This is a genomic window from Acinetobacter sp. RW6, from assembly GCF_041956835.1.
Lineage (GTDB): Bacteria > Pseudomonadota > Gammaproteobacteria > Pseudomonadales > Moraxellaceae > Acinetobacter > Acinetobacter calcoaceticus.
In genome coordinates this window covers 3888380-3903256 of record NZ_CP167121.1, presented here as the reverse complement: position 1 = coordinate 3903256, position 14877 = coordinate 3888380, and the positions used below count along the sequence as shown (strand labels likewise).

The following is a 14877-nucleotide window of genomic DNA, read 5'->3' as shown; positions in this document are numbered from 1 at the left end:
ATTAAGATACTAATTTTGGCTTACGCTCATTAGTTTCTGAACGTTTATGAAAATTTAGAACGCCATCTTCAAATTTTGAATTTTTCAGCGACTTTCTATCTTCTAAATAGTTATTAGTTACTTGCCATGGAGCATGCTTACCCTGTTTTGGAAGTTCATGTGCCGCACGGCTAATATAACCTGAAGACAATTTACCCATTACAGTATCTTCTTCCATTTCAGTTTTATCACCTGATGGAATCACTTCATCATAGTGATTTTTATCCATATAATTTAGCAAGCGACAAATATATTCCGCAGCGATATCAACTTTAAGGGTCCACGATGCATTTACATAACCAATAATCATAGCCATGTTTGGTACATCACTTAACATCACACCGTTATAAAGCATATGCTCAGATGAATTAACTGCCTTCCCATCAATAGTCGCCTGAACACCACCCATAATCTGAACTTGTAAACCTGTTGCAGAAACAATAATATCAGCATCAAGGTGTTTACCAGATTTAAGTAGAATACCTTTTTCGGTAAATTTCTCAATCTGATCAGTTTCTACGCTTGCTTTACCTTCACGCAAAATTTTAAACAAATCGCCATCAGGTACCACACACAAACGTTGATCCCAAGGGTTATATGAAGGTGTAAAATGCTTCATATCTACCTTACCCTTCAACTGCACTTCAATTGCTTTTAAGAGTAAACGACGTACAGTCTTTGGATGTTTCTGCGATAACGCATAAATAGCGCGCTGCATACCAATATTACGTGCGCGCGTAAATTTATAAGCTGTTTCTTCAGACATAAATTTACGCGTTTTTTCATAAACGAAGTCGATAGACGGCACACTAGCAATATACGTTGGTGAACGCTGCAACATAGTTACATGACCAGCACCACCTTTAGCCATTGCCGGTACTAAAGTAATTGCAGTTGCGCCACTACCAATAATAACGACTTTTTTACCTGTATAATCTAAGTTTTCAGGCCAATGCTGTGGGTGAATAAGCTGCCCTTTAAAAGCTTCTTGATTTGGGAAAGAAGGAGCATATCCCTGATCATAATTATAATAACCTGTACAACCTACAACAAAATTAGCAATCCAAGTCTGTTGTTTTTTCTTACCATCTTCAATTACAACCTGCCATTTCTTTGATTCAGAATCATAATTAGCAGAAAGCACACGATGACCAAAGTGAATTTTTTCTTTTAATTTATATTCATCAATTACTTCGCCTAAATACCCTTTAATAGAAGCACCATCAGCTAATACATTCGCTTTACACCATGGTTTAAAATTAAAACCAAATGTGGACATATCTGAGTCTGAGCGAATGCCTGGATAACGGAAAAGATCCCATGTTCCACCAAAAGATTCACGACGCTCTAAAATTTCAAATTGGCGTTGTGGAGAATTTTTTGATAAATGGGCAGCAATTCCAATTCCTGAGATACCTGCGCCAATGATTAAAATATCAACTTGCTTTTCCATTTTATTTTTATACCCATTGTTGAGAATATAAGTTTATTAAAGCACAATTTTGACAATACACAATGTCAAGTTTGACCGTTTATCCGTTTTTTTATGTCACTTGAGGACATTTTTATAATTTTATTAATTAACAAAAATAAAAAAGACCGGCATAAAACCGGTCTTTTTTGAATAAAATCAATTATTCAGCTGAAGTGTCCACTTCACGATCTACAAGCTCAACGTAAGCCATCGGCGCTGCATCACCAGCACGGAAGCCCGCTTTAAGAACACGTAGATAACCGCCGTTACGTTCTTTGTAACGAGGGCCGAGTACGGTAAATAATTTACCTACAGTTGCAGCATTACGAGTACGAGCAAATGCTAAACGACGATTTGCTACAGTATCGTTTTTTGCTAGAGTGATTAAAGGCTCAGCAACACGACGTAATTCTTTAGCTTTAGGCACAGTTGTTTTGATCAACTCGTGTTCAAATAAAGAATTAGCCAAGTTTTGGAACATCGCTTTACGATGGCTGCTTGTACGGCCTAATTTCACACCACTATTACGATGACGCATGGTGATAGTCCTACTTAATTAACGGCTACGATAGGCAAAACGGTCGTCCATACGAAGACTAGCTGGTGGCCAGTTTTCAAGACGCATACCGAGTTGTAAGCCTTTCGATGCCAAAACATCTTTGATCTCTGTTAACGATTTTTTACCAAGGTTAGGAGTTTTTAACAACTCAACTTCAGTACGTTGAACAAGATCACCAATGTAGTAAATATTTTCTGCTTTCAAACAGTTAGCAGAACGAACAGTAAGCTCTAGATCATCTACTGGGCGAAGCAAGATTGGGTCAACTTCTTCACGAGGCTCTTGAGCAACTGGAGTTTGGTCTTTCTGAAGATCAACAAAAATTGCAATTTGTTGTTGCAAGATTGTTGCCGCTTTACGGATTGCTTCTTCAGGATCAACCGTTCCATTTGTCTCGAGGTCGATTACCAGTTTATCTAAATCGGTACGTTGTTCTACACGCGCATTTTCAACGGTGTAAGAAACACGCTTAATCGGGCTATAAGAAGCATCTAATTGCAAACGACCAACAGGACGTGTTTCACCTTCAGGGAAACGAGAATCAGATGTTTCATAACCACGACCTTGAGCAACCTTCAAGCGCATTTTTAATGAGCCTGAAGCACTCAAAGTACCTATTAAATGTTCTGGATTAACCACTTCAACATTATGAGGTAAACGAAGGTCAGCAGCAGTAATTTCGCCAGGACCTTGTTTCTCTAATGTTAAATATGCTTCATTTTGATCGAACAGCTTAATAGACAATCCTTTTAGGTTCAGCAAGAGCTCGACGATGTCCTGCTGCAAGCCTTCTAAAGTACTGTACTCGTGCTCGACACCTTCTATCTCAACTTCAACCACAGCAGCGCCAGGTAAAGAAGACAATAGAATGCGACGTAAAGCATTACCTAGAGTGTGGCCAAAACCACGCTCTAAAGGTTCTAGAATCACTTTTGCCGAGGTCCCGCTAACCGCTTCGACCTTGATCGCTTGCGGAGTTAGAAACTCGTTTGCAGTACGCGTCATTATTGCTACCTCAAGGATTATTTAGAATACAATTCTACAATCAAGCTTTCATTGATTTCAGCAGGTAAATCAGCACGATCTGGTGCAGCTTTAAACGTACCTTCAAGCTTAGAATGATCAACATCCATCCAAGCTGGAATACCACGTTGTGCAGCTAACTCAATCGCGTTTTTAATACGCAATTGTTGTTTAGCACCTTCGTGAACCGCAATTACATCACCAGCTTTAACTTGAATAGATGCGATGTTTACACGACGACCATTCAAAGTAATGCTACGGTGACTTACTAACTGACGAGCTTCTGCACGTGTAGAACCAAAACCCATGCGATAAACAACGTTATCAAGACGGCTTTCAAGCAATTTCAACAAGTTCTCACCTGTTGCGCCTTTAACACGAGCTGCTTCTTTATAGTAGTTACTAAATTGACGTTCTAACACACCGTAAATACGACGGACTTTTTGTTTTTCACGTAATTGTAGTGAATACTCAGATTGCTTACCACCGCGTGCCTGACCATGTTGACCAGGTGCTTTGTTAGCTTTTTTAGTTTTGACGTCAAAAGGTTTAACGCCAGATTTAAGTTGCAGGTCTGTCCCTTCGCGGCGAGAGAGTTTGCATTTTGGACCAATATAACGAGCCATGAATGTTTCTCCTTACACGCGACGTTTTTTAGGTGGACGGCAACCGTTGTGAGGAATTGGCGTCACATCGGTAATGCTGTTAATTTTATAACCCACTGCGCCTAATGCACGAACCGCAGACTCACGACCTGGACCAGGACCTTTTACAAGGACATCCAGATTTTTCAAACCGTAATCTAAAGCTGCTTTACCAGCAACTTCAGCAGCTACCTGAGCAGCAAACGGAGTTGATTTACGTGAACCACGGAAGCCTTGTCCACCAGAGGTGGCCCAAGCCAATGCATTACCTTGACGATCAGTAATCGTAACAATGGTGTTATTAAAAGACGCGTGAATGTGTGCAACACCTTCAGAGACGGTACGGGTGACCTTCTTGCGTGTGCGAGTATCTTTAGCCATCTTTTAGCTTCCAGAAATCTTACTTTTTAATCGGTTTGCGCGGACCTTTACGGGTACGTGCGTTAGTTTTGGTGCGTTGACCACGGACAGGCAAGCTGCGACGATGGCGAAGGCCGCGGTAGCAACCCAAATCCATTAAACGTTTAATGTTCATGGAAATTTCGCGACGTAAGTCACCTTCGGTAGGAACCTTAGCAACTTCTGCACGAATCGCATCAAGCTGAGCATCGTCCAACTCACGGATCTTAGTAGTTTCAGTAATACCAACTGCAGTTAAGATATTCTTAGCAGTATGGCGACCGACACCAAAGATGTAAGTGAGGGAGATAACAGCATGCTTGTTATCCGGAATGTTTACACCGGCAATACGAGCCATTCACTTTCTCCAAAAAGGCAGTAGAGATAATCAACCGCCCCACAAAATCTTGAGGGGCGGATATTAACCCAATTCGCCTACTGAAATCAACAGGTCTTGATTAGATTAACCTTGACGCTGCTTATGACGAGGTTCTGCGCTACAAATTACGCGAATAACCCCATTACGACGGATAACTTTACAGCTACCACAAATTTTCTTTACAGAAGCTTGTACTTTCATGATGAAACCTCTAAGTGCGCTTATCCCTTAGGATGAGCAGTCGTTTTTCTCATTAATGTTTGATTATCATATTGATGAGATGTTAAGTGCGCTTGTAGCTGAGCCATAAAGTCCATAACAACGACAACTACGATTAGTAATGATGTACCACCCAAAGAGAATGGGATCCCAAAAGAACTTTGTAGAATCATTGGCATTAAACAAATGACCGTAATATAAATCGCACCAATAAACGTCAAACGATTAAGAATATGATCTAAGTAACGAGCAGTTTGCTCACCTGGGCGAATACCAGGCACATAAGCTCCGCTGCGTTTTAGATTTTCTGATACTTCCTTAGGGCTAAATACTAAAGCCGTATAAAAGTAACAGAAAAAGATAATTAACGCACCAAAGAGCACCAAATACAAAGGCTGTCCAGGCGACAATACTAAAGCTAAATCTTGTAAGCTACGCTTAATTAATCCAGCATTTGCATCTGCACTTCCTACCCATTGACCAAGACTCGCTGGGAACAATAGTAAAGAACTTGCAAAAATCGCAGGAATCACACCAGCCATATTAATTTTCAATGGTAAATGTGTCTGCTGTGCCGTAAATATACGACGACCTTGCTGCTTTTGTGCATAGTTTACTGGAATACGACGTTGTGCTTTTTCAATAAACACAATGGCAGCCAACACACCTAAAGACAAAAGACCAAAGATCACAAGACCAATTAAACTTGTCTGACCATTATCTACTGATGAAACTGATTGCATAATTAATTTAGGCAAACCAGAAACAATACCAGCAAAAATAATCATTGAGATACCGTTACCAATACCTCTTTCAGTGATTTGTTCACCTAGCCACATTAAGAACATAGTTCCAGCGACAAGTGATGTAACTGCTGGTATATAAAACTCAAGACCAACTGACAGAGTAATACCCTGACCAATCAAACCTGCGCACATACCAACTGCCTGAACCACTGCAAGCAATAATGTACCCTGACGCGTATATTGATTAATTTTACGCTTACCTTGCTCACCTTCCTTTTTCAAGGATTCTAGTGAAGGAATTACCGTAGACATTAACTGCACAATAATTGATGCAGAAATGTAAGGCATAATTCCTAAAGCAAGAATAGACATTCGCTCTAAAGCACCGCCAGAAAACATATTGAATAGCCCAAGAATAGTTCCTTGGTTCGCATGAAATAAATTTTCTAACGCAGCATTATTAATGCCTGGTACTGGAATATGCGCTCCTAGTCGAAAGACCAGCAATGCACCGATTAGAAAACTCATCCGGCGAATAATTTCACGATATTTCACATGAAATGGCTGACCTTTCATCATGTTGACATGACCTGAAGAACTAGGAGACATAGACACTCGAGATTACTCCTCGACTTTGCCGCCGGCTGCTTCAATTGCAGCCTTAGCGCCTTTAGTCAATGCAACACCTTGAACAGTGAATGCACGAGTGATTTCACCAGAAAGTACGATACGAGCACGAATTTGGTCACGACGAACAACATTCGCAGCTTTCAAAGTTTCTAGGCTAACGATGTCGCCTTCAACTTTGCTTAACTCAGATAAACGTACTTCAGCAGTTTTTAAAGCGATTTGGCTAGTGAAACCGAATTTAGGTAAACGACGATAAATCGCTGTTTGACCACCTTCAAAGCCTGGACGAACGCCACCACTTTTACGTGATTTTTGACCTTTGACACCACGGCCACCGGTCTTACCAACGCCAGAACCGATACCACGGCCTAAACGACGGTTTTCACGTTTTGCACCTTCTGCAGGCGCAAGCTCATTTAAACGCAGAGTCATGGCTTATTCCTCTACACTAACCATATAGTAGACTTTGTTGACCATACCGCGGTTAGAAGGCGTATCTTGCACTTCTACAGTATGACCAATACGACGCAGACCTAAACCTTGTAAGCAAAGCTTGTGATTTTTCAAGCGATGTGAAGAAGATTTAGTCTGGGTAACTTTAATCGTTTTCATGATTGATTACCCTTGAATTTCTGCTACTGATTTACCACGTTTCGCAGCGACTTTCTCAGGAGAAGTCATATCACGCAAACCTTTGAAAGTTGCGTTTACTACGTTAGCAGCATTAGTAGAACCATAACATTTAGCAAGTACGTTATGCACGCCTGCAGCTTCTAGAACGGCACGCATTGCGCCACCAGCGATTACGCCAGTACCTTCAGAAGCAGGTTGCATGTATACACGGCTTGCACCATGACGAGCATTCACAGGGTGTTGTAAAGTAGTACCTGCAAGGTCTACAGTAATCATGTTGCGACGTGCAGCTTCAAGTGCTTTAGAAATAGCAGCTGGAACTTCACGTGCTTTACCACGACCAAAACCAACACGACCATTACCATCACCCACAACAGTTAATGCTGTGAAAGAGAAGATACGACCGCCCTTAACAACTTTGGCTACACGATCAACGGCAACCAGCTTTTCAACAAGACCTTCGTTTTGTTCAACTTTAGCCATGATTAGAACTCCAAGCCGTTTTCACGAGCAGCATCAGCCAAGGCTTTGATACGACCATGATATTTAAAACCAGAACGGTCAAATGCAACTTTAGTTACACCAGCTGCTTTCGCGCGCTCTGCGATTAAAGCACCTACTTTAGTAGCCGCATCTACATTACCTGTAGTACCGCTACGTAAAGATGCATCCAAAGTTGAAGCTTGTGCTAAAACTTTGCCACCATCTGCTGAAATAACTTGAGCATAGATGTGACGCGGAGTGCGGTTTACACACAAACGAGTCGCACCCAATGCACGGATGTGCAAGCGTGTGCTTTTCGCACGACGCAAACGGGTTTGTTTCTTTTCGTTCATAAGAACCTCGCGCCTTATTTCTTCTTAGCTTCTTTACGAAGAATGACTTCATCCGAATAACGAACACCTTTACCTTTATATGGTTCAGGAGAACGATACGCACGGATTTCTGCCGCTACTTGACCTAACAACTGCTTGTTTGCTGATTTCAAAATGATTTCAGTTGCAGTTGGAGTTTCCGCTGTTACACTTTCAGGTAAAGCGTAGTCAATTGGGTGCGAAAAACCAAGGTTAAGGTTTACAACAGTACCCTTAACCGCAGCTTTATAACCAACACCAACTAGCTGCAACTTACGTTCGAAGCCTTCACTAACCCCTTTTACAAGGTTATTCAATACAGCGCGAGCAGTACCAGCTTGCATCCAAGCATCTTTCGATTCTTTAACTGGAGCAAGTTGAAGTTTACCTTCTTCCTGTTTTAGCTCGACCAGCGCATGCAGGTTGAAAGACAACGTACCTTTGCTGCCTTTCACTTCGACCTGCCGGCCGTTCTGAGTAACTGTTACACCATTCGGTACAGTTACTGGGGCTTTAGCCACACGAGACATGAGGAATCACCTATTAAGAAACAAAAGCAATAACTTCACCACCAACGCCCGCAGCACGTGCAGCGCGATCAGTCATGATGCCTTTGCTTGTAGAAACAATTGCAATACCTAAACCTTGCTTAACGCTTGGAAGTTTATCTTTACCGCGGTATTGGCGAAGACCTGGACGGCTTACGCGCTTAACCACTTCGATAACTGGTTTGCCTTCGAAATATTTTAAAGTAATTGTCAAAGTAGATTTTGTCTCTTCTTGAGCAACTTCTACATTTGAAACATAACCTTCTTGTTGAAGAACGTTTGCAATTGCAACTTTCAACTTAGAAGAAGGCATAGAAACAGTTTGTTTCTTAGCCATTTGTGCGTTACGAACACGTGTTAGCATGTCGGCAACGGTATCTTGCATACTCATTTAGTCGCTCCTTACCAGCTTGCCTTAACAACGCCTGGTACATCACCCTGCATTACTGTGTCACGTAATTTGTTACGGCTTAAACCGAACTTACGGAAGTAACCATGAGGACGACCAGTTAAACCACAACGGTTACGAAGACGTACCGGAGATGCATTACGTGGCAATGCTTGTAACTTTAACGTCGCTTCGAAACGCTCTTCTTCAGTTGCGTTTACATTTGCAATTGTAGCTTTTAATTCAGCACGTTTTGCAGCGTATTTAGCAACTGTTTTTTCGCGTTTCAATTCGCGATTAATCATACCTTTCTTAGCCATATCGACCTCTTATTTGAACGGGAAGCCGAATGCACGCATAAGCGCACGGCCTTCGTCATCGGTGCGAGCAGTCGTAGTAATAGTAATATCCATACCACGAATACGATCAATCTTATCGAAATCGATTTCAGGGAAAACGATTTGCTCTTTCAAACCCATTGAGTAGTTACCACGACCATCAAATGATTTCGAAGAGAAACCACGGAAGTCACGGATACGAGGGATTGCGATTGAGATCAAACGATCCAAGAATTCGTACATTTGGTCGCCACGTAAAGTAACTTTACAACCAATCGGCCACCCATCACGGATTTTAAAACCTGCGATAGATTTACGAGCAAGTGTAATTACTGGTTTTTGACCAGCAATTAGTTGCATGTCGACTACAGCACCATCTAATAATTTCTTATCAGTTGCAGCTGCGCCTACACCCATGTTTAGGGTGATTTTTGTGATGCGTGGAATTTCCATCACGTTCTTAACGCTAAGTTCTTCTTTTAACTTGGCTTTAAGTTCATCATTGTAACGTGCTTTAAGTCTGGCCATCGCCTTTTCAACCTATTACTTCGCTACCGCCACTGATTCACCATTTGATTTATAAACGCGAGTTTTCACGCCATCAATCACTTGGTAACCAACACGGTCAGCCTTCTGGGTTGTAGCATTTAAAATTGCCACGTTTGAAATATGAAGCGAAGCTTCTTGAGTAACAATACCGCCTTCAGCGCCAGTTACACGATTCGGCTTTTGATGCTTCTTCACTAAGTTAAGGCCTTCAACCTTAACGCGGTCTTCAGAAACAGACAATACAGTACCCTGTTTGCCTTTTTCTTTACCTGCGATCACAATAACTTGATCGCCTTTTTTAATCTTAGCCATGATTGCCTCTTATAGAACTTCAGGAGCCAATGAAATGATTTTCATGAACTGTTCAGTACGAAGTTCACGAGTCACTGGTCCGAAGATACGAGTAGCAATCGGAGCTTTGTTGTTGTTCAGGATAACTGCAGCATTATCATCAAAACGGATCACAGAACCATCTGGACGACGAATGCCGAATTTAGTACGAACTACAACCGCATTCATCACGTCACCTTTTTTAACACGTGCGCGTGGGATTGCTTCTTTTACAGTAACTTTAATAATGTCGCCAACAGAAGCATAACGACGATGTGAACCACCAAGTACTTTAATACATTGTACGCGGCGAGCACCACTGTTGTCTGCTACGTCGAGCATAGTTTCGGTTTGAATCATTGCCCTACTCCAAAACCGAGCATCACCGGTCACAATTTCGAAAGGCTCAAAGAGTACTCGAAATTGACCGATGATGCAACAAGAACGTCGAATTACTCAGCAGCTGCTTCAACTACTTCCACTAAAGTCCAAGCTTTAGTTTTAGAAATTGGGCGGCTTTCTTTAATGGTCACAACATCACCAATTTTAGCGACGTTATTCTCATCATGAGCGTGTAACTTAGTTGAACGGCGAATTGACTTGCCATACAACGGGTGTTGAACGCGGCGTTCAATAAGAACAACAATAGATTTATCCATTTTGTCACTTACGACTTTGCCGGTTAACGTGCGGACTGTTTTTTCACTCATTGTCCGTTCCCCTGTTTTTCGGTAAGGAGTGTCTTAATACGAGCAATTGTCTTACGAGCAACTTGCACTTCGTGCGATTTACCCAACTGACCAGTTGCTTTCGCCATACGAAGACGGAATTGGTTAAGCTGTTGCTCATCAAGCAAAGCTTTCAACTCTTCTACCGACTTTTCACGTAAATCTTTAGTTTTCATTACATTACCGTCCGAGTCACGATAGTGGTTTTAAACGGAAGTTTAGCAGCAGCTAAAGCAAATGCTTCACGCGCTAATTCTTCGTTCACACCTTCAATTTCGTACAGGATCTTGCCTGGTTGGATCTGGCAAACCCAGTATTCCACGCTACCCTTACCTTTACCCATACGCACTTCAAGAGGCTTTTGAGTAATTGGCTTATCCGGGAATACGCGAATAAAGATTTTACCACCACGCTTAATACGGCGGCTAATAGTACGACGTGCAGCTTCAATCTGACGCGCAGTCATACGACCACGTTCAGTTGCTTTAATTGCAATCGAACCAAATGATACTGTACTACCACGATGCGCTAGACCAGTATTACGGCCTTTGTGCACCTTACGGAATTTGGTACGTTTAGGTTGCAACATGGATTATTCTCCCTTGTCAGCAGCACGGTCACCGCGACGACCACGACGCTCTTGACCTTCACCACGACCACGACCACGTTTAGCTGGACGATCTTCAGCAGGAGCAGGGTTCATGACTTGTTTCATGCCACCTAAAATCTCGCCACGGAAAATCCAAACTTTAACACCAATCGTACCGTAAGTTGTTTCTGCACGCACAGTTGCATAGTCAATGTCTGCACGCAATGTATGCAAAGGTACACGACCTTCACGATACCATTCAGTACGAGCAATCTCTGCACCACCTAAACGGCCAGACACTTCAACTTTGATACCTTTAGCACCAGCACGCATAGTGTTTTGAACCGCACGCTTCATAGCACGACGGAACATTACACGCTTTTCTAATTGAGAAGCAATTGCTTCAGCAACTAAACGCGCATCTAAGTCTGGGCGATCAATTTCGTTGATACTTACTTGCGCAGGAACACCCATAATGCTAGTAAGTTCGCGCTGTAATTTCTCAATATCTTCGCCTTTTTTACCGATTACGATACCAGGACGAGCTGTGCTAATTGTTACTTTAGCAGCGCCTGATGGACGTTCGATAAGAATGTTGCTGATCATCGCATTCTTAAGTTTTTTATTTAAAAACTCACGAACTTGAAGATCTTTAAGCAAGTATTCAGCGTATTGTTTCGGACTCGCATACCAGTTAGCGTTATGACGTTTCACAACACCTAGGCGGATACCGATTGGATGAACCTTCTGACCCATATCAAACCCCTACCTTAACGGTGATGTGACAAGTACGCTTAGTAATACGATCTGCACGGCCTTTAGCACGTGGCATAATACGTTTAAGGCTAACGCCTTCATCAACGTAAATCGTAGAAACTTTAAGATCATCAACATCTAAACTGTTATTGTGTTCAGCGTTTGCAATCGCAGATTCCAATGCTTTTTTTACTAAAACAGCAGCTTTTTTATTGCTGAAGTTTAAAATATTTAAAGCATGCGCAACAGATTTGCCGCGAATAAGATCTGCAACCAAACGTGCCTTTTGTGCCGAGATAGCGGCACCGCGTAATTTAGCAGTTACTTCCATCATGACACCTATTAACGTTTAGACTTCTTGTCAACACCGTGACCACGATAGGTACGAGTTGGCGCGAATTCACCGAGTTTATGACCAACCATATGCTCAGTAACAATTACTGGAACGTGATTACGACCATTATGAACAGAAATTGTTAAACCAACAAAATCTGGAAGGATCATCGAACGACGAGACCAAGTTTTAATCGGCTTGCGAGAGTTACTAGCAACAGCCGCTTCAACCTTAGCGAACAAGTGCGCATCGACGAATGGGCCTTTTTTCAGAGAACGAGGCATTAGTCAGATTCCTTTACTTGACGCGACGGTCGCGAATAATCATCTTAGTCGTACGCTTATTGGTACGTGTCTTGTACCCTTTAGCTTTTTGACCCCATGGGCTTACAGGTTGAATACCTTTATTACGCCCTTCACCACCACCGTGCGGGTGATCAACTGGGTTCATCGCCATACCACGTACGGTAGGACGAACACCACGCCAGCGCGCAGCACCAGCTTTACCCAATGAACGAAGGTTGTTTTCTTGGTTAGAAACTTCACCAATTACAGCGCGGCATTCAACATGAATTTTACGCATTTCGCCTGAACGAAGACGAACAATTGCGTAAGAACCATCACGACCCAACAACTGAACAGAAGCACCAGCAGAACGCGCTAATTGCGCACCCTTACCGATTTTAAGTTCAACGTTATGAAGTGTAGAACCGATCGGCATGTTACGAAGTGGCAAGCAGTTACCTGGACGAATTGGAGCATCGTTACCAGATTGTACTTTATCGCCAGCACGTAAGCCTTTAGGTGCAATGATATAACGACGCTCACCATCAGCATATTTCAACAAAGCGATATGTGCTGTACGGTTAGGATCGTATTCAATGCGCTCTACAACAGCTGGGATGCTGTCTTTATTACGCTTAAAGTCAACGATACGATAGTGTTGCTTATGACCACCACCAACGTGACGAGTTGTAATGTGACCGTTATTATTACGACCACCAGTACGTTTTTTTGCTTCAACCAACGGTGAGTAAGGCGCGCCTTTGTGAAGGTGATCATGAACCACTTTCTCTACAAAGCGACGTCCTGGAGACGTTGGCTTACATTTTTGAATCGGCATAATTTTCGTCCTTATTCCGCTGCGCTTTCAGCGGTATCGCCCAAGTCAGCCATTTCAACATCTTGGCCGGCTTTCAGGGTGACGTATGCTTTTTTAACATCAGAACGACGTCCCAATGTTTTACCAAAGCGCTTAGTTTTACCTTTAGTAATAGTAGTGTTAACTTTAACAACTTCTACGCCAAAAAGTTTTTCAACTGCTTTTTTAACTTCAAGTTTAGTAGCATTAATATCTACTTTAAATACTTGAACGCCAACAGTATCACCTAAAACTTGTGCCTTTTCTGAGAAGACTGGTCCTTTAAGGACTTGATAGATACGTTCGTTGTTCATCCGAGTTCTACCTCAATTTTCTTAGCAGCAGCTACAGACATAACAACTTTATCAAACGCGATCAAGCTTACAGGATCGATTGCAGTTGCATCCACCACATCTACATGCGGAAGGTTGCGTGCTGCAAGATATAAGTTCTCATCTACAGCTTCAGTAACGATCAATGCACGAGCGGCATTTAAATCGCCAAGCTTAGCAAGCAATTCTTTAGTTTTTGGAGCTGCAATAGCAAACTCTTCAACTAATACAAGACGATCTTGGCGAACAAGTTCAGCTAAGATACATTGCATTGCACCGCGGTACATTTTGCGGTTTACTTTTTGAGACCAATCTTGTGGACGAGCAGCAAAAGTTTTACCACCACCAACCCAGATAGGACTACGAGTAGAACCCGCACGAGCACGACCAGTACCTTTTTGACGGAATGGTTTTTTACCACCGCCAGAAACGTCTGCACGTGACTTCTGAGCACGAGTACCTTGACGACCACCTGCTAAATAAGCAGTAACAACTTGGTGTACAAGAGCTTCGTTAAATTCACGTCCGAAAGCAACTTCAGACAATTCAACAGCAGAGCCGGAAACAGTTTTCAAATTCACGGTATTTCCCCTCAGGCCTTGATGGTAGGACGTACAATCACGTCACCGCCAGTTGAACCAGGAATTGCACCTTTAACAACTAAAACAGAACGTTCAGCGTCAATAGATACGATTTCAAGACCTTGTACTGTTACGCGTTCATCACCTAAGTGACCAGCCATTTTTTTGCCTTTGAACACGCGACCAGGAGTTTGGTTTTGACCTGTAGAACCTAATACACGGTGAGAAACTGAGTTACCGTGAGTAGCGTCTTGGGTACGGAAGTTCCAACGCTTAACACCACCTTGGAAACCTTTACCTTTTGATTGACCAGTTACGTCAACAACTTGACCAACTGTGAACAAATCAACACCAATAGTACCGCCAACTTCACGACCTTCAAGCTCAGCTTCAGTAACACGGAACTCTTTAACCAAACGACCAGCAGCAACACCAGCTTTCGCAAAGTGACCTTTCTGAGCGTTAGTTACGCGAGATTCGCGACGTTCACCAGTAGTTACTTGAACAGCTTGATAACCATCAGTTTCAAGTGTTTTGATTTGCGTAATGCGGTTTGGATCGACTTCGATGACTGTAACAGGTACAGAAACACCTGCATCTGTAAAGATGCGAGTCATACCACATTTGCGACCGACTAAACCAATAGCCATGTGCATAAACCTCTA

27 protein-coding genes and 1 pseudogene are annotated in these 14877 nt (G+C 42.4%); all 28 read right to left on the bottom strand.

The annotated features are described in order from the left end of the window. Nucleotide 1 precedes the first annotated feature (1 nt). Nucleotides 2–1492, bottom strand: a complete 1491-nt coding sequence (locus ACB088_RS18540; protein WP_375037660.1) for a flavin-containing monooxygenase — start codon at nucleotides 1490–1492, stop codon at nucleotides 2–4. 181 nt (nucleotides 1493–1673) lie between these two features. Next, nucleotides 1674–2051 (bottom strand): 50S ribosomal protein L17, encoded by a 378-nt coding sequence (gene rplQ / locus ACB088_RS18535; RefSeq protein ID WP_375037659.1) that lies wholly within the window; start codon nucleotides 2049–2051, stop codon nucleotides 1674–1676. Nucleotides 2052–2069: 18 nt separating this feature from the next. Further along, a complete protein-coding gene (locus tag ACB088_RS18530; RefSeq protein WP_003653641.1) occupies nucleotides 2070–3077 on the bottom strand; it encodes a DNA-directed RNA polymerase subunit alpha in 1008 nt (335 codons plus the stop codon). A 17-nt stretch (nucleotides 3078–3094) separates the two neighbouring features. Continuing rightward, nucleotides 3095–3721 carry a 30S ribosomal protein S4 gene (gene rpsD, locus ACB088_RS18525; protein ID WP_003653643.1) on the bottom strand — a complete coding sequence of 209 codons (627 nt, stop codon included), beginning with the start codon at nucleotides 3719–3721 and terminating at the stop codon, nucleotides 3095–3097. 12 nt (nucleotides 3722–3733) lie between these two features. Beyond that, nucleotides 3734–4120 carry a 30S ribosomal protein S11 gene (rpsK, locus tag ACB088_RS18520; protein ID WP_001040166.1) on the bottom strand — a complete coding sequence of 129 codons (387 nt, stop codon included), beginning with the start codon at nucleotides 4118–4120 and terminating at the stop codon, nucleotides 3734–3736. 19 nt (nucleotides 4121–4139) lie between these two features. Beyond that, a complete protein-coding gene (gene rpsM / locus ACB088_RS18515; protein WP_003653646.1) occupies nucleotides 4140–4496 on the bottom strand; it encodes a 30S ribosomal protein S13 in 357 nt (118 codons plus the stop codon). A gap of 105 nt (nucleotides 4497–4601) precedes the next feature. Further along, nucleotides 4602–4718 carry a 50S ribosomal protein L36 gene (rpmJ, locus tag ACB088_RS18510; RefSeq protein ID WP_000867907.1) on the bottom strand — a complete coding sequence of 39 codons (117 nt, stop codon included), beginning with the start codon at nucleotides 4716–4718 and terminating at the stop codon, nucleotides 4602–4604. A gap of 20 nt (nucleotides 4719–4738) precedes the next feature. After that, the gene (gene secY, locus ACB088_RS18505) at nucleotides 4739–6058 is read right to left on the bottom strand and encodes a preprotein translocase subunit SecY (RefSeq protein WP_170834093.1); all 1320 of its coding nucleotides are present in this window, start codon (nucleotides 6056–6058) and stop codon (nucleotides 4739–4741) included. A 45-nt stretch (nucleotides 6059–6103) separates the two neighbouring features. Beyond that, nucleotides 6104–6544, bottom strand: a complete 441-nt coding sequence (gene rplO / locus ACB088_RS18500; protein WP_003653650.1) for a 50S ribosomal protein L15 — start codon at nucleotides 6542–6544, stop codon at nucleotides 6104–6106. A gap of 3 nt (nucleotides 6545–6547) precedes the next feature. Continuing rightward, a complete protein-coding gene (rpmD, locus tag ACB088_RS18495; RefSeq protein WP_003653652.1) occupies nucleotides 6548–6724 on the bottom strand; it encodes a 50S ribosomal protein L30 in 177 nt (58 codons plus the stop codon). A gap of 6 nt (nucleotides 6725–6730) precedes the next feature. Next, nucleotides 6731–7228: a 30S ribosomal protein S5 gene (gene rpsE / locus ACB088_RS18490; protein WP_003653653.1), complete on the bottom strand. Its 498-nt coding sequence runs from the start codon at nucleotides 7226–7228 to the stop codon at nucleotides 6731–6733. 2 nt (nucleotides 7229–7230) lie between these two features. After that, complete coding sequence (gene rplR / locus ACB088_RS18485) at nucleotides 7231–7581, bottom strand: 50S ribosomal protein L18 (protein ID WP_003653654.1); 351 nt, start codon at nucleotides 7579–7581, stop codon at nucleotides 7231–7233. Nucleotides 7582–7595: 14 nt separating this feature from the next. Beyond that, nucleotides 7596–8129: a 50S ribosomal protein L6 gene (rplF, locus tag ACB088_RS18480; protein WP_003653655.1), complete on the bottom strand. Its 534-nt coding sequence runs from the start codon at nucleotides 8127–8129 to the stop codon at nucleotides 7596–7598. Nucleotides 8130–8142: 13 nt separating this feature from the next. Beyond that, nucleotides 8143–8538 (bottom strand): 30S ribosomal protein S8, encoded by a 396-nt coding sequence (gene rpsH / locus ACB088_RS18475; RefSeq protein WP_003653656.1) that lies wholly within the window; start codon nucleotides 8536–8538, stop codon nucleotides 8143–8145. Nucleotides 8539–8549: 11 nt separating this feature from the next. Next, nucleotides 8550–8855, bottom strand: coding sequence for a 30S ribosomal protein S14 (gene rpsN, locus ACB088_RS18470; RefSeq protein WP_003653657.1), 306 nt, complete (start codon nucleotides 8853–8855; stop codon nucleotides 8550–8552). Nucleotides 8856–8864: 9 nt separating this feature from the next. Beyond that, a complete protein-coding gene (rplE, locus tag ACB088_RS18465) occupies nucleotides 8865–9401 on the bottom strand; it encodes a 50S ribosomal protein L5 (protein WP_003653658.1) in 537 nt (178 codons plus the stop codon). Between the two features lie 15 nt (nucleotides 9402–9416). Beyond that, nucleotides 9417–9734 (bottom strand): 50S ribosomal protein L24, encoded by a 318-nt coding sequence (rplX, locus tag ACB088_RS18460; protein ID WP_002116820.1) that lies wholly within the window; start codon nucleotides 9732–9734, stop codon nucleotides 9417–9419. 9 nt (nucleotides 9735–9743) lie between these two features. Continuing rightward, nucleotides 9744–10112: a 50S ribosomal protein L14 gene (gene rplN, locus ACB088_RS18455; RefSeq protein ID WP_001982634.1), complete on the bottom strand. Its 369-nt coding sequence runs from the start codon at nucleotides 10110–10112 to the stop codon at nucleotides 9744–9746. Nucleotides 10113–10204: 92 nt separating this feature from the next. Further along, the gene (gene rpsQ / locus ACB088_RS18450; RefSeq protein ID WP_001291845.1) at nucleotides 10205–10462 is read right to left on the bottom strand and encodes a 30S ribosomal protein S17; all 258 of its coding nucleotides are present in this window, start codon (nucleotides 10460–10462) and stop codon (nucleotides 10205–10207) included. Then, nucleotides 10459–10656, bottom strand: a complete 198-nt coding sequence (rpmC, locus tag ACB088_RS18445; protein ID WP_000849928.1) for a 50S ribosomal protein L29 — start codon at nucleotides 10654–10656, stop codon at nucleotides 10459–10461. Before rpmC ends, rpsQ begins: the two co-directional genes overlap by 4 nt. Continuing rightward, nucleotides 10656–11069 carry a 50S ribosomal protein L16 gene (rplP, locus tag ACB088_RS18440; protein WP_002049688.1) on the bottom strand — a complete coding sequence of 138 codons (414 nt, stop codon included), beginning with the start codon at nucleotides 11067–11069 and terminating at the stop codon, nucleotides 10656–10658. Before rplP ends, rpmC begins: the two co-directional genes overlap by 1 nt. Further along, nucleotides 11009–11825: pseudogene (gene rpsC / locus ACB088_RS18435) on the bottom strand (30S ribosomal protein S3). Before rpsC ends, rplP begins: the two are co-directional and overlap by 61 nt. Nucleotide 11826: 1 nt before the next feature. Then, entirely contained in the window at nucleotides 11827–12156 is a 330-nt protein-coding gene (gene rplV, locus ACB088_RS18430) for a 50S ribosomal protein L22 (RefSeq protein ID WP_004639524.1), read from the bottom strand. Nucleotides 12157–12167: 11 nt separating this feature from the next. Then, nucleotides 12168–12443 carry a 30S ribosomal protein S19 gene (gene rpsS, locus ACB088_RS18425; RefSeq protein ID WP_001138119.1) on the bottom strand — a complete coding sequence of 92 codons (276 nt, stop codon included), beginning with the start codon at nucleotides 12441–12443 and terminating at the stop codon, nucleotides 12168–12170. Nucleotides 12444–12456: 13 nt separating this feature from the next. Continuing rightward, nucleotides 12457–13281 (bottom strand): 50S ribosomal protein L2, encoded by an 825-nt coding sequence (rplB, locus tag ACB088_RS18420; RefSeq protein WP_004789629.1) that lies wholly within the window; start codon nucleotides 13279–13281, stop codon nucleotides 12457–12459. An 11-nt stretch (nucleotides 13282–13292) separates the two neighbouring features. Further along, nucleotides 13293–13613, bottom strand: a complete 321-nt coding sequence (rplW, locus tag ACB088_RS18415; RefSeq protein ID WP_003653662.1) for a 50S ribosomal protein L23 — start codon at nucleotides 13611–13613, stop codon at nucleotides 13293–13295. Then, the gene (gene rplD, locus ACB088_RS18410; RefSeq protein ID WP_003653663.1) at nucleotides 13610–14212 is read right to left on the bottom strand and encodes a 50S ribosomal protein L4; all 603 of its coding nucleotides are present in this window, start codon (nucleotides 14210–14212) and stop codon (nucleotides 13610–13612) included. Before rplD ends, rplW begins: the two co-directional genes overlap by 4 nt. 11 nt (nucleotides 14213–14223) lie before the next feature. After that, the gene (gene rplC / locus ACB088_RS18405) at nucleotides 14224–14862 is read right to left on the bottom strand and encodes a 50S ribosomal protein L3 (RefSeq protein ID WP_004639526.1); all 639 of its coding nucleotides are present in this window, start codon (nucleotides 14860–14862) and stop codon (nucleotides 14224–14226) included. Nucleotides 14863–14877 lie beyond the last annotated feature (15 nt).